Source organism: Mesorhizobium sp. M7A.F.Ca.US.005.03.1.1 (genome assembly GCF_003997975.1).
Lineage (GTDB): Bacteria > Pseudomonadota > Alphaproteobacteria > Rhizobiales > Rhizobiaceae > Mesorhizobium > Mesorhizobium ciceri.
This window is the reverse complement of sequence record NZ_RZRO01000022.1, coordinates 13,325-27,629: the sequence shown is the minus strand read 5'-3', so window position 1 is coordinate 27,629 and position 14,305 is coordinate 13,325. Positions and strand designations below refer to the sequence as shown.

Genomic DNA, 14,305 nt, shown 5'->3' with positions numbered 1-14,305 from the left:
CGGCATGAATTTTCTGGTGACGGGCGGTGCTGGCTTTATCGGTTCGGCGGTGTGCCGGCATCTATGCGCCAACCCGGCCTATCGGGTGACCAATCTCGACAAGCTGACCTATGCGGGAAACCTCGCCTCGCTGCGGCCGATCGAGAACGCACACAATTATCGCTTCGCGCAGGCCGATATCTGCGACGAAAGGGCCGTGCTCGATATCCTCCGGCGCGACGATATCGACATCGTCATGAACCTTGCCGCCGAGAGCCATGTCGACCGCTCGATCGATGGGCCGGGCACTTTTATCGAGACCAACATCGTCGGCACCTACAAGATGCTCAATGCCGCGCTGGAGTACTGGCGCGGCCTGCCCGAGGACAGGAAGAGCCATTTCCGCTTCCATCATGTCTCGACCGATGAGGTGTTCGGCGATCTTCCCTTCGATGGCGGCATGTTCGTCGAGGAAACGCCCTACGCGCCATCCTCGCCCTATTCCGCCTCGAAAGCGGCCTCGGACCATCTGGTGCGGGCTTGGCACGAAACCTATGGCCTGCCGGTCGTGCTTTCCAATTGCTCGAACAACTACGGACCCTATCACTTTCCCGAAAAGCTGATCCCGCTGGTCATCCTCAATGCGCTCGACGAAAAGCCGCTGCCGGTCTATGGCGCCGGCGCCAATGTGCGCGACTGGCTGTTCGTCGAGGATCACGCACGCGCGCTGGAACTTGTCGCGACCAGGGGACTGCCCGGCGAAAGCTACAATGTCGGCGGCAATTCCGAGCGGACGAACCTGGGCGTCGTCGAGACGATCTGCGATCTCCTCGACAGCAGGCGGCCGCGGGCAGGGGGCAAGAGCTATCGCGACCTGATTTCCTTCGTCACCGACCGCCCCGGTCATGATCGCCGCTATGCCATTGACGCCTCGAAGATAGGCCGGGACCTGGGCTGGACGCCCAATGAGAATTTCGACAGCGGCCTTGCCAAGACCGTCGACTGGTTTCTCGACAACAAATGGTGGTGGGGACCGATCCGCGAGCAGCGCTATGCCGGTGAACGGCTGGGCGAAGCACGCAAGGGGGCGGCGTGAGGCTGGTTGTCACCGGACGCGACGGGCAAGTCGCGGCAAGCCTCCTGGAGGCCGCCCAGGCGGCCGCCGGCGTTGAGGTCATCGCCATTGGCCGTCCGCAACTCGACCTTGCAAGACCCGACACGGTGATCGAAGCCATCGCGGCCGCGAAGCCGGATATCGTCGTGTCGGCTGCCGCCTACACGGCGGTGGATCAGGCCGAGGACGAGCCCGATCTGGCATTCGCGGTGAACGCCGTCGGCGCCGGCAAGGTGGCGCAAGCGGCGGCGCTGCTTGGCGTTCCCATCATCCATCTTTCGACCGACTATGTCTTCGACGGCACCGCCCCTGGCGCCTATGTCGAGACCGACGCCACTGCACCGCGCAGCGTCTATGGCGCCTCCAAGCTTGCCGGCGAACAGGCGGTTGCATCGGCCAATCCGCGCCATCTGATCCTGCGCACGGCATGGGTCTACAGCCCGTTCGGCAAGAATTTCGTGAAAACCATGCTGCGGCTGGCCGCCGACCGCGACGAGATTTCGGTTGTGGCCGATCAGTGGGGAAATCCAACATCGGCACTTGATATCGCCGACGCAATCCTGCATGCGGCGGCACGGCTGCACGAGGGCGCCGCCACATCCGGCATCTATCATCTGGCCGGAACCGGCGAGGCCAACTGGAGCGGCTTTGCCCGCCATATCCTCGACACAAGCCGCGTGTTGGGTGGTCCCTGGGCGCGGGTACGGGACATTGCTACGATGGACTACCCAACCAAGGCGCGCCGCCCCGCCAATTCCCGGCTATCGAGCGCGAAATTCGCCGACGTGTTCGGCTGGAATGCACCGGACTGGCGTCAATCGACGGAGGCAGTGGTGCGCCGGCTTCTCGACGGTGAGACGAAGCAGGCATTGACGGCATGAACAAGCACCCTGCAGCGGAAAACACGCGCGATGCCGCTCCTGTCGACGAGCCGAAGGCACGCAAGGCAAAGCCGAAAGCAGCCAGGCGCACCTGCATCATGGTGCTCGGCATGCATCGCTCTGGCACCAGCGCGCTGACGAGGGCGATTAGCCTGCTTGGCGCGGAGCTACCGAAGAATCTGCTAGGCGCCAATCCAACGAATCCAACGGGCCACTGGGAGCCCTCGAAGCTGATCGCCTTACACGACCAGATGCTTGCAGAGGCTGGCAGCAGGTGGGACGACTGGCGGCGCTTTGATCTTAGCGACTTGTCGAGGGCGCGATCTCAATTCTACAAGGCCGAAATCGCTCATCTGATCGATAAAGAATACGGTGGCGCTTCGCTATTCGTCTTGAAGGAACCGCGTATCTCGCGGTTCGTACAGCTCTACGCGGATATTTTTGAATCTATGAAAATCGACTTGCGATACGTTCTTGCAAGCCGTAATCCGCTTGCGGTCATCGCCTCGCTCAGCAAAAGGGATCGGTCAACCCCCGGCTTCGGTGCTCTGCTTTGGCTCCGCCATGAACTGGACGCTGAACACTCGACGCGCGGCGCGCCACGTGCATTTGTCTCTTATGAAGGGATGATGCAGGGCTGGCGACCAAGGCTGGACAAGATCGCGGCAGCGCTTTCGGTGGCTTGGCCACGGTCCATGGCGGCGGCTGCAGTTGACATCGATGCTCATATCTCAACGGATTATCGGCACCACGCAGCGACAGACGGTGCGCTCTTCGCCGACGAACGAATCGCCAGCTGGGTAAAAGACACCTACTCGGCACTCAAGGCTCTGGAGAGCGACGCGAATGACGCTAAAGCCATGGCTGATCTTGACCGCGTCAAAGCGGAGTTCGATGCGGTCGCGCCAATATTTGGCGAAGCATTTTTCCCTGAACTTCGAGCTCGACAGCAAATCTCGTCTGAAGCGCAATTGAGTTTGCAGCGCGCCGTCGAAGAGCAAGCGAACAGGGCTACTCAGCTGGCAGCTGAGCTTCAGCAGAAAGATACAGAAATAGCTGCGTATCGCCGTAGCCTGGCGGACGAACGCGCCGCAGCGGAGAAGACTTTAGAAGGCAGTCTCGAAGAGAGAAGGCTAGTTCATTCTCAGCTATCGACTGCGGTCGAGCACAATACGAGACTGACGGAAATGCTGGAGAAGACAAGGTTGGAGCTGAAGGAGGAAAAAAGACGGTTCCTAGCGGAAAGATCGCAGGAAATGTCGAAAATATATGCCGAGACGGACAGCACTCCAGATAGTTCTGAGGTGGCGGCGGAATCGATGCGAATGATGTGGATTGACCAATTGGTTTCCACCAAGCTGGTTCAGCGTCTTAGGCAGTCCCGTGTCCAGCGCGGTAGCTGGCTAAATGTTGCAAAAGCCATCTACAGCCGGGTGGCTTTGAAGGGGGTGAGGCAGGTAACGCTTGACGGTGTCGCTCTTCTTCGTGTTCCGGATCAGCGCATTGCAGGAAACTTGTCCAGGGAGAGGGAAGATGTGGCATCGCGCTTTTCGCTGGCCACGTTTTCTATCTCCAGCTTTGACGGTCCCACCATATCCATTTTGATGCCGGTTTACAGGCCGCCGATCCGCTTTCTGGAGCGGGCGATCTTGTCGGTGATAGCGCAGGAATACCAAAATTGGGAACTCGTTATTGTCGACGACTGCTCGCAGGATGAGGAAATAAAAAGCCTTTTAGATAGATACGCATCTGCCGACAAGAGAGTAAAGATCGATAGATTGTTGGAGAATGGTGGAATATCAAAGGCAACCAATCAAGCGCTAAGCCGGTCATCTGGAGAGTACATCGCTCTTTTGGATCACGATGACATCCTTACGAAGGACGCACTTCTGAGAATTGCAGAAGTCGTAGTAGGAAATCCTCTCGTTGACTTTATATATTCGGATGAATGTAAGGTTGACGCGAACGATCAACCGGTAGAGATATTCTGTAAGCCGGATTGGAGCCCTCATCTCCTGTTCAACTGCATGTATACCGCTCATCTAACTGCCTACCGGAAGAGCTTAGTTCAGCAAGTTGGGGGGTTCCGAAGCGAATACGATTTCTCTCAAGACTACGATCTCGCGTTGCGGGCGGCCGAGCGTTTCACCAAGGTCGTGCACATAGAGCGTGTCCTGTACGGTTGGCGGATGATTGAGGGCTCTGCGGCCGTGGGCGGGAAAGACCATGCTCGAACCTCAAATATTATGGCGCTGGAAGATGCAATCCGTCGCCGGCGATATGGGGGGGAAGCCTTGGCCTTACCCTATGCGAATAGGGTCCATCGAGGTTCGGATCTGGTTTCTGGGAATTTCGTGTCGATTGTAGTCCCGTCCGATAATATTGAGAATATTAGAGCTTCGATCAATTCAATATTGAACGGGACGGACCACCACTCGTTCGAGGTGATCGTGGTAACCAACGGAGAGATAATAAAAAGCCTTGGCTCAATTTCGGAGAAGGTTAAGTTTTCGACGTATGACAAGCCGTTTAATTTCTCTGACAAATGTAATCAGGGTGCCCACGAAGCGATGGGCAAGTACGTGGTTTTTTTCAATGATGACGTGCGGGTAATTTCGAAAGACTGGCTTACGTGCCTCCTCGAAGTTGCGACCTTGGAGAATGTCGGTATTGTTGGTCCGAAGTTGCTTTATGAAAACAATTTGATTCAGCATGCGGGAATGGTCACTGGTGTTCGAGGGTTGGTGGGAACGGCATTTCATTGTCTTCCCGATATGACATCGGATCACTACAATTTTGCGCAGTCCGTTCGCGATGTATCGCTCATTTGCGGCGCATGCTTGATGGTAAGCCGTGATGTATTTGCCGAAATTGGGGGATTTGACGCGGAGAATTTTCCGGTCTCTCACTCTGACGTCGACTTATGCTTGAAGGTACGAGAAAGAGGGTATGACTGCGTATATTCTCCCTACTCCCGCCTATATCACATTGGTCATGCGTCAATAGGTGAAGTTGAAAAGAAAAGGAAGAATTCAAAGCTATTTAAGCGCGATAAGGCTGATATAAATCTTCTGAAGAGGTGGCCGACCGCAATTTCTCGGGATCCATTTTATCCAAAGAAGATGCGAGACTTGCTTTATCACGACTCTCAGGAGGAATATCAGGTGCATCCGCCTGCTGGAATTGTGGACTCTTGGAGCCACAATTACGAAGCCGGGAAGGATATATTGATCGTTTCCCATGATATGACGGAAAGCGGTGCACCACGCGTGGTTCTCGACATGGCGAGGGCGCTTTCATCTGCTGGCAATTTTGTTGTTGTGATGGCGCCGGCAGATGGCCCGATGCGAAAATATATCAATGAACTGGGCGTTACCGTCATTGTCGACGAGCTTCTGTTTGAACGGCATGACACCGTTCTCAAATTTGGCAGAAATTTCGATACGGTAATTGTTAACACTGTACTCGGATGGCCGATAATATCTCAGCTTGCGGAACTGGTTCCAACATTCTGGTATATTCACGAAAGCGAATTTGCGAAGGATCTTTTTTCATCGAACCTCGATGCTAGGTACGCGCTTGAGAAAGCGGCTGGTGTCTGGGTTGGTAGTAAGATTGCTGGCGGCGCGGTGGAGCCATTCTTCCGGGGCTATTCCATTGTTCCGTATGGCACGTCAACGATTGGCCCGGTTTCAGAGCCATTTCAGTCAAGCCTAGGTGATGACAAAAACATCGTCGTCTCGGTGCTGGGCTCATACGAGCCACGCAAAGGCCAGGATCTGGCGATCCTGGCGCTGGACGAACTGGAAAAGAGCGTTCGGCGTATGTGCGAATTGCGATTGGCCGGGCGAATTCTAAATGTGGCGTATCACGGTCAGATCAAGCAAATGGCAGACATCAGAGTTGGGGTTTCCATGGAGGGAGCCCTCAGCCACGCTGACTACGAAAGAGCATTGCATGAAACGGATATACTTCTTGTCTCGTCACGCGACGACACCCTCCCCCTCGTTTCCATCGATGCCCTAAGGTCGGGCAAGATTCTGGTTTGCTCCACCGCTGTGGGAACCGCTGACTTCATCGAGGATGGTGTATCCGGCTATGTGGCGAAAGATGCCAGCCCGATTAGCCTTGCGGCCGCTTTAAGAAAAGCGATCAGTGACAGAGACAAATGGCGCGAGATCGGGGATGCCGCCAAGGCAGTTTTCGAGGCTAGTTTCTCGTCCGAAGCCTTCGCGGCAGAAATATTGCGCCATTTGGAATCGACGCGGGACGGTGATCGGAACCGTGCGGCATGAGGCGAGGTGAAATCTTGTCCCATCGGAGGTTGTGTAAGGAAATTGGCAGCCTCGAGCCGCACGGACGAGGTGGACTTCTTCGCCCTCGAAAAAGGGGACACGAATGATCGGCATTTTCGGAGCGTCCGGATTTATCGGGCGGAACCTGATTGACCATTTCAATCAGAGAGAAATCCCCTTTCGTGCGTTTGTTCGGCGGCAAGGTCTTCAACTCGCCAATATGGCGATTATTGATTTCGATGATCCTGCAACCTATCGCCACCACTTCGAAGGGTTAAGCGCTGCAGTGCTGCTCGTTAGTGCATCTGTGCCAGCCACGTTTGCTAATGACCTCGTGTCTGAGGTGGACCGAAATGTTATCCCGCATGTCAAATTTCTGCAGAGTATGCGCGGAAGTTCGATCCAGCACGTAGTTTATCTTTCGTCTGGCGGGACGATCTATGGGGTCCCCCAGCAGCCAAAAATCAGTGAAGAGCATCCAACCCTGCCTATAAGCACCTATGGATGCGGCAAGTTGATGGTCGAGAACGCCATTAGGACGTTGTCTGTAGCAGAGGGGTGGAGTTACTCGATTCTTCGTGCTTCGAACCCAATTGGAAAATACCAGTCGCCCGAAAAGGGTCAAGGTGTGGTAGCCGCCGCCGTTCGGGCCGCCTTTCTAGGTGCTCCGATTGATATATGGGGCAACGGGCAGGCATTGCGCGACTATATCGACGTGCGAGATCTTTGTGCCGCCATTGATGCCGTTCTAAAGCCGAAAGGACAGAAAAGAGCAATTTACAACGTTGGTTCTGGGAGGTCGCTTAGCGTAAATGAGGTAATAGATCTTTGTGCATATGCTTGTGGTCGCCATATTCGCCGCAATTACGTCCCTGAAAAGTCATTTCTCGTCAAGGATGTTGAATTAAACTGCGATGCAATAACGCGAGATACTGGATGGAAAGCAGATTTTGATATTTCCGGTGCAATACAAGATTTTGTGTGGGATTACAGGAAGAAGATTCAAGCCGCATCATGAATTTTACTCAACTTAGTGTTTCGCTCATTCGCCGGGAGGTGGTCGGTCGCTATCGTGGCTCTGCCTTGGGATTGCTGTGGTCGCTGCTCAACCCGCTATTCATGCTGGCTGTCTACACGTTTGTGTTCGGCGTGGTGATGAAGTCGCGCTGGACGATGCCAGACCAGCAGAGCGCAACACATTCCACCGGCGAGTTTGCGGTTGTCCTATTCTGCGGGCTGATTGTCTTTCAATTTTTCGCCGAGGTGATTTCGCTGTCGCCCAGCCTAATCGTAGGCAATGCCAATTATGTGAAGAAGATCGTGTTTCCGATCCAGATACTGCCGGTGGTTGCATCTGGTGCAGCATTGTTCCATGCGGCCGTCAGCTTGTTGGTGCTGCTGGCTTTCGCCTACATCGTCTTCGGCGGTATCCCAGCAACGGTGATCTTGGCGCCCGTGGTTTTCGCACCGCTGATTGTCCTAGTGCTCGGCATGGCTTGGATATTGGCATCGATCGGCGTCTATTTCCGTGACATGAGCCAGATAGTAACACCGCTGGTGACCGCCACTATGTTCCTCTCGCCGGTCTTCTTTCAGAGAACGTCGCTGCCAACCTGGCTACAACCTTGGCTTTCGCTCAATCCGCTCGCGATTCCCGTTGAGAGCTTCCGCGACGTGGTTCTTTTCGGTGTGCAGCCAAATTGGGCCGCCCTTGGCAATTACTCCATGGTGGCGATTGCAACTGCATTTTTCGGCTATCAATTCTTCCAGAAAACCCGAAGAGGATTTGCAGATGTCCTCTGACAGGTCAGGCAACCGCGCTTCCGACATAGCAATTCGCGTGCGCGATGTGTCCAAGCACTATGTCATGTTCGAGCGACCTGAAGACCGCTTCAAGCAAATGATAGTCCCGCGGTTGGAGCGGCTGATCGGTCGCCCGCCGCGCCGCTATTTTCGCGATTTCGCCGCGCTCTCCGGAATTTCGCTTGAAGTTGGCCGCGGCGAAACCGTCGGTATTATCGGCCGCAACGGCTCCGGCAAGTCGACCCTGCTACAGATCATTTGCGGCACACTGCAGCCGACGAGCGGCTCGGTCGAAGTCAACGGCCGTATTGCCGCGCTGTTGGAACTTGGCGCAGGATTCAATCCCGAATTCACCGGACGCGAGAACGTCTTCCTCAACGCCTCAATTCTCGGCGTGCCGCGCAGGGAGATGGAGTGGCGGTTCGACGACATCGCCCGCTTCGCCGATATCGGACCGTTCATTGATCAACCCGTGAAAACCTATTCGTCCGGTATGTATGTGCGTCTGGCATTCGCCACGGCCATCAATGTCGACCCGGACATCTTGGTGGTGGATGAAGCTCTGTCTGTGGGGGATGAGGCCTTCCAGCGAAAATGCTTCGCCCGCATTGAGGACATTAAGGATAAGGGTGGCACTATCCTGTTTGTGAGCCATGCCGCTCAGACAATTGTGCAGCTGTGTTCGAAAGCAATGCTAATCGATACCGGAGAACTGATTTCTCAAGGCAGACCCAAAGCCGTAGTCAATCAATATCAGCGGCTAGTAAATGCTTCTGGGGATACGGCAGCACAAATGCGAGCGAGCATTGTACGCTTGGCTGCCGTCCGACCGCACAGCGCGGCAGGTGTAAATGTTGAAAGGGAGAGTGCCGAAGACATAGCGAAGACCGTCTATGAAGTTGATTACTCCGCGCTTCCGTTGGCGTCATCGTCCTTGCACGGCCAAGAAGAGTTTTCGGATTATTTCGACAAGAGTTTACAGACGCAATCTGCAACGGCAACGGAAGAACACGGTGCACGTATTCACGAACTTCGCCTAACAACAATGGTTGGCAGTCAGGTGAATGTTCTTCAGTTAGGCAAGCGGTACGCGTTCAAGTTTAAAGTGAACTTTTCAGTCGATGCGGCCAATGTAGCTTTCGGCATGGCTTTGAAAACCGTTTCTGGCTTGATATTAGCTGGGGCAAACAATGTCGACAAAGATATTTTCAGGATAAAGAAAGTAAAATCTGGGGATACCGTTATGGTCTCCTTTGAGTTTAATTGTTTGATGCTCCCGGGTACTTATTTTATTGGAAGTTCAGTTTTTGGAAAAACTACATCTGGTAGCAGTCCGCTGCACAGAGTCATCGATGCTGTTGCATTTCGTGTAGCGCCGGAAGTGGACCTTCTTTCATCTGGGCATTTTGATTTAGGGACCTCTATAAAGACAGAAATTCTATAGTATTTCCTTTTTCATAGTTAAGGTGCCGTCGGGCGATCGCAGCACCCGTATATAGTCGAAAAATCTCAACGGCTCATCTCTCATTGCATCGATCGGCTTCTGTGAGTTCCAATGTGAAATGGCCGGGGACGATGTCATGCGATATGCCTCGCCCTCACTCTCGTCTTCGTACCAATCCAGATGCCTGGCATCATAGGGATAGTAAATTCGCAATCCCTTCTGCAGTCGATGGAAACGCTCTCCAGCGCGATAGAGAGCAAAGGTTGTGTCGATTGGCGCTCGTTGGTAAGCGATCTTAATTTCGTCGCGCGTGAACCAAGAAGGCTCTTTGTGCCAGAACTGATCAATGTGGCGATTCATCGCATGATTGTAAAGGGAATAGGTGGAAGGGATATCATGTATCCTTAGCATTGGCCCCACGCAGGCGATGTCTCTGAAATTATCCAACAAGAGGTCAAAAACAGACAATATATCCGGAGCCGCGCCGCTGAGATCGACGTCGCCATCCGTTACCACATACCTGCCAGGCTCGGCCCAATTGGAAAAGTACATCTCAATCGTGGTATTGATGTTGTCCAGCTCTTCAGGTGAGTTGATCGCTGTCGATCTAATGATTGTTACGCCAGATCTCTCTAAATTATCAAGTATCGACAATGTGCGATGATCGAAACTTCCGTTGTCGTGAATAACGATGTCAACATCTGTGCTGAGTCGGTTGTAGGAATCTACCACTTTAAGTAATTGATCGCCTCGGTTAAACGAGATTATGAAAATTGGTACTGGTCTAGACCGACATTTGTCAAAAGTATATATTTTCCGATCGGAAAATATATCTATATCATCTACTCTTTTAACCAGTGCTGCAGACAGGGCGTCGGTATCAATTTCCATTTCATGGATTTGGCAGAGGTCGGCAAGATCCGATCTTGACCACGTGCGATTGATGGAAACTGCATCTGCCTGAGGTCTTTTTGCTAATGAAAACCAATCACGAAATTTGAAGCCCTCACCCGCTACCTGGTTGGAGAACTCAACCCAAGCATTAGGAATCCCGAGTGATTCGGAGAAGATCAAGCCATGGAGCGAAGAACTGATCGCGTACTGGCACTGCGCAAGCGCCGAAATGAATGCTTTTGGCTCTTGGTGTACATCTAGAACTCTCACGCCATCCAATGCAGACAGGCTCTGTACGTACGGGTTTGTTTGATCCACGTAGTGAGGAATGACGGCCAGATCAAATCGATCTCCCAACTGTGGTTTGTCCACCAATATGTTAGACAGGAAACCTGGGTCTCCGAGCGGAATGTCGGATAATCTGCTCCGCAGGGCCCGTGATAATTCGGTATAGGAAAGTTTCCCACGCAAAGCCAAAACCCGAGATGGTGCTGGATTTCCTATCCCCAATCTAGGGTTCATGATTCCACTACCCCAAACGTATGAATGTTCGGTGGCGCTTGCAAGAATACTTCCGGCACCCAACAAGTGCTTGGAGCTTAAATTAGAAGTCCATTTTGTTTCTTTTCCCGATACGGCGCGGACTATTTCGGGGGAAAATTTATCCCCAACGTTGTTTATTCTAAGGAAGTAATTTAGAGGTATCATGCGTGAAGGTTATCTCTTTCTCGTGAAATTGATCGATATTTGACTATTAATTTTTTTTAATGACAAATAGAGATTCATTTTGGATCGACGATTCGAAGTGTTTGGTAAATCCAAATAGCTTCTGCAGGCGGCTAAGATGATCTGAAAATGCTTCCTTTGTCCATGCATGAACGTGGATGTCTATCCGGTGTTTTAGCCCATGTTCTGCCGCAGCTACTAACTGGTCCTCCGAAAATTTTGGCTGCGATAAAGGGTGAACGAAGCGACAGTGTTCTATGTAAGAGTCAAGAAGAGTTGGACCTCCGCCTGTTTGGAGGTCGCCCATTAGATGCTCAAACGTAGTCAGCGGGCGGTTGCGGTCAGTAGTGAATCTCATGTCTGGTACGGCGAAAACATAAACCCCGCCGGATTTGAGACGTGCCAGACCCTCCCTAATTGAGCCGAATGGATTTGCCAGGTGCTCGATAACATGGGCTGAGATGATAAAGTCGAGGCTTTCGAGCTTTGTCCCAGCAAAAGTCTCCGCATCGATAAATCCGCCTTGGGTGATGTTTGGGTCGGCAAAGTGAGTCTTCAAGGTCTCGTTGTCGCGGATATCGCCGTAGATCACAGTGGCCATAGACGGAACTGGAAACGGCCTGTTGCCTGCCCCGACCTCAATGCCGACTCCTTCAATAAAGGCATTTGAAACCACAGCTCTTGCGCCGATGACCTCATGAAGTCCGGCTTTATCTTCGGCCTGTCGACGATCGCGATGCAAAGCCGCCGCTACCCGAGCAAGCTCGTCATGCGAGCGTTTTGACCAAAACTCTATCGTCTCATCTTCATTTGTTTTGATCACGCTTTTTTGGCTCCTGCCTGCAAGTTCTCTAACCAAGTCCATTGGCCGCTGAAGGAACGGGAATTTCTGGGCAATCTCGGCTCTGCGCATCCGACTCCCTTACATCAATCTTTTTGGCGACCCAAGAAGTTCCGATGGACCCATCCGTAGGAATGGCCAAATCCACAGTAGGGTCTAGTTCGCACAAAAAACCTCTAGCTATGCCCTCCGCCCCGCAGTATGCGATACACCACGGCGGGGGCCGGGGATGGCACTTAGGGTAGATTGGTCGCGAAGTATCTTCGTGTTCGCACTCCGCTGGTGTCGATGCCCTTGAGCCTGGAGTCTAGTGCCGTCCAATGAATTCCCACCTTGAAGCTGTGTTCGGGCTCAGGCCACAGATGCGGCGCGCCTTCATCATGGTCCAGGACGTGGTCATGGTCTTGGTCGCCGTGGCACTCAGCCTTGTTCTTTCGCGGTCGAATCTTTCGTTCGAAGCGTTCTCCAACGAGGGTCTGGCGACATGGGCGGGCATCGTCGTCATCAGCCATCTGCTGTTCCGCTACAGTGGCCTCTACACCACCGTGTGGCGCTTCGCCTCGACGCCGGACTTTTTCAACATCCTGAAGAGCTGCGCGATTTTGACGTTCACTCTTTACATGGCGTCGCTGCTGCTGCGTTTTTACCGGCCGGTGGCGGGGCTCAACGAGCGTCAGTTCATCGTCTTCTTCCTCGTCTCCTTCACCATCATATCGGCACCCCGGCTGTTCTACCGCTTCCTGCGTGACGGCGCGAGCTGGGGGATTCTGAGCCGCAAGACCGACCAGCAGGCCAAGCGCGCTCTGTTTGTCGGCCGGCTCGGCGAGGCCGACCTGATCATTCGCTTCACCCGCACGGCGCAACCGGCGGACTATTCCATCGCAGGCATCATGGCCACCGAGCGCGGCGCACCGTTGGGCACGCGGATTCAAGGTGTTCCCGTAGTGGCGACAATGCCGCGCCTGATCGATGTCCTGGAAGACTATGCGACCGGCACCAAGAGCCTGGACTTGCTGATTTTCGGTAGCGGCGCCGAGCACGAAATCGAGGACTATTCGGAACTTGTGCGCATTGCCCGGCACGGCGACATAAATGTGGTGCAGTTCTCAGGCCTTTCGGAGTTGGAACAGCACGGAAAGCTGGTTCTCGACACCGTCGAGATGGAAACGATCCTGCGCCGGCCGACGGTCGCGTCCGATATCCAGCGTATCGGCGCCTTTGTCGGCGGCAAACGCGTTCTGGTGACCGGCGGCGCCGGTTCGATCGGCCAGACGCTGGTCAGGCGGTCGCTGGAACTCGGAGCCGAGGCGGTGCTGGTCGCCGACAACTCCGAGTTCGGCATTTTCCAGCTGAGCCAGTATGTTGACGAGAAGGACCACGACCGCCTCAAGGTCCGCATCGTCGATGTCGCGGACCGGCGCCAGATAACGCGTGTCGTCACGGAATTCCGGCCGGACATCATCTTTCATGCCGCGGCCCTCAAGCATGTTCCGCTGCTCGAGGAAAACTGGGATTCGGCCATCCAGACCAATATCTTCGGAACGCTCGTTTGTGCCGAGGTCGCCGCCAAGTGCGGGGTTGCGCAATTTGTCCTGATATCGAGCGACAAGGCGGTGGATCCCTCGTCAGTGCTCGGCATGACGAAGCGGGCCGCCGAACAGATCATCAGCGCCTTGCATGGCACGCCGGCAGGCGAGACAAGCGGGCGTCGCCCGGCCACCAAGTTCATTGCAGTGCGGTTCGGCAACGTCTTCGGCAGCAATGGATCGGTGGCGACCATATTCCAGGCGCAGATCGAGGCCGGAGGGCCCGTCACCATCACCGACCGGCGCATGACGCGCTATTTCATGACCGTGGCCGAAGCCGTCGATCTCGTCATCATGTCGGCGGCCGACGCCGCGTCGCGGCAGAGCGGAGACGATTATGCCGTCTATATGCTCGACATGGGCAAGCCGGTGCCGATCCTTGAAGTGGCCGAAACGATGATCCGCTTGTCCGGAAAGAGCCCATACAAGGACGTCGCGATCCGGTTCACCGGCATAAGGCCGGGTGAAAAACTCCACGAAACGCTGCATGGCGAAGACGAGGAACTCGTCGAACTCGGCATCTCGAAGATTTTCGGCCTCAGCACGGACGTCGTGGAATGGTCGGATGTCCAGGTCGCGCTCACGGCGCTGCAGCAGTCGGCGAAAAACCAGGACAAGGCTGCCGCGCTCGCCGCATTGGCAGGTCTCGACCGCGCCAAGAAGGCCAGGGCAAGTGCACGTCAAGACCCGATTCCGAAGACCGCCGGGCAGGCGACCTAGAACAATTCCGGGAAAAGCGCAC

Annotated in this window: 9 protein-coding genes; 7 read left to right on the top strand and 2 right to left on the bottom strand. The window is 54.4% G+C overall.

What is annotated here, in order from left to right; translation table 11 throughout:
* Window positions 1-4 precede the first annotated feature (4 nt).
* The 6 genes from rfbB (at window position 5) to EN990_RS12290 (ending at window position 9,516) form a co-directional block, all read left to right on the top strand.
* Window positions 5-1,075, top strand: a complete 1,071-nt coding sequence (gene rfbB / locus EN990_RS12315) for a dTDP-glucose 4,6-dehydratase (RefSeq protein ID WP_024503667.1) — start codon at window positions 5-7, stop codon at window positions 1,073-1,075.
* A complete protein-coding gene (gene rfbD / locus EN990_RS12310) occupies window positions 1,072-1,974 on the top strand; it encodes a dTDP-4-dehydrorhamnose reductase (protein WP_127369848.1) in 903 nt (300 codons plus the stop codon). Before rfbB ends, rfbD begins: the two co-directional genes overlap by 4 nt.
* A complete protein-coding gene (locus EN990_RS12305) occupies window positions 1,971-6,269 on the top strand; it encodes a glycosyltransferase (protein WP_127388306.1) in 4,299 nt (1,432 codons plus the stop codon). The genes rfbD and EN990_RS12305 overlap by 4 nt, the downstream gene beginning before the upstream one ends.
* Window positions 6,270-6,372: 103 nt before the next feature.
* Window positions 6,373-7,287, top strand: coding sequence for an NAD-dependent epimerase/dehydratase family protein (locus tag EN990_RS12300; RefSeq protein WP_127368220.1), 915 nt, complete (start codon window positions 6,373-6,375; stop codon window positions 7,285-7,287).
* On the top strand, window positions 7,284-8,072 hold the full coding sequence (locus EN990_RS12295; protein WP_127368219.1) for an ABC transporter permease: 789 nt from the start codon (window positions 7,284-7,286) through the stop codon (window positions 8,070-8,072). The genes EN990_RS12300 and EN990_RS12295 overlap by 4 nt, the downstream gene beginning before the upstream one ends.
* Complete coding sequence (locus tag EN990_RS12290; protein WP_127368218.1) at window positions 8,062-9,516, top strand: ABC transporter ATP-binding protein; 1,455 nt, start codon at window positions 8,062-8,064, stop codon at window positions 9,514-9,516. The genes EN990_RS12295 and EN990_RS12290 overlap by 11 nt, the downstream gene beginning before the upstream one ends.
* Here the strand turns inward: EN990_RS12290 and EN990_RS12285 are convergent.
* Both EN990_RS12285 and EN990_RS12280 read right to left on the bottom strand, forming a co-directional pair.
* Window positions 9,511-11,118, bottom strand: coding sequence for a polysaccharide pyruvyl transferase family protein (locus EN990_RS12285; protein WP_127368217.1), 1,608 nt, complete (start codon window positions 11,116-11,118; stop codon window positions 9,511-9,513). The two genes, EN990_RS12290 and EN990_RS12285, sit on opposite strands and share 6 nt — an antisense overlap.
* Window positions 11,119-11,164: 46 nt before the next feature.
* Complete coding sequence (locus tag EN990_RS12280; RefSeq protein WP_127368216.1) at window positions 11,165-12,049, bottom strand: SAM-dependent methyltransferase; 885 nt, start codon at window positions 12,047-12,049, stop codon at window positions 11,165-11,167.
* Window positions 12,050-12,297: 248 nt separating this feature from the next.
* Here EN990_RS12280 and EN990_RS12275 point away from each other — a divergent pair, with 248 nt between their 5' ends.
* Window positions 12,298-14,283 carry a nucleoside-diphosphate sugar epimerase/dehydratase gene (locus EN990_RS12275; RefSeq protein ID WP_164766111.1) on the top strand — a complete coding sequence of 662 codons (1,986 nt, stop codon included), beginning with the start codon at window positions 12,298-12,300 and terminating at the stop codon, window positions 14,281-14,283.
* Window positions 14,284-14,305: the final 22 nt, after the last annotated feature.

What these genes read in the sequence shown, in the direction of transcription:
- EN990_RS12305 (WP_127388306.1), top strand. Translation starts at nt 1,971, where the DNA reads ATGAACAAGCACCCTGCAGCGGAAAACACGCGCGATGCCGCTCCTGTC.
- EN990_RS12280 (WP_127368216.1), bottom strand. Translation starts at nt 12,049, where the DNA reads ATGCGCAGAGCCGAGATTGCCCAGAAATTCCCGTTCCTTCAGCGGCCA.
- EN990_RS12300 (WP_127368220.1), top strand. Translation starts at nt 6,373, where the DNA reads ATGATCGGCATTTTCGGAGCGTCCGGATTTATCGGGCGGAACCTGATT.
- rfbB (WP_024503667.1), top strand. Translation starts at nt 5, where the DNA reads ATGAATTTTCTGGTGACGGGCGGTGCTGGCTTTATCGGTTCGGCGGTG.
- EN990_RS12285 (WP_127368217.1), bottom strand. Translation starts at nt 11,118, where the DNA reads ATGATACCTCTAAATTACTTCCTTAGAATAAACAACGTTGGGGATAAA.
- EN990_RS12295 (WP_127368219.1), top strand. Translation starts at nt 7,284, where the DNA reads ATGAATTTTACTCAACTTAGTGTTTCGCTCATTCGCCGGGAGGTGGTC.
- EN990_RS12290 (WP_127368218.1), top strand. Translation starts at nt 8,062, where the DNA reads ATGTCCTCTGACAGGTCAGGCAACCGCGCTTCCGACATAGCAATTCGC.
- EN990_RS12275 (WP_164766111.1), top strand. Translation starts at nt 12,298, where the DNA reads ATGAATTCCCACCTTGAAGCTGTGTTCGGGCTCAGGCCACAGATGCGG.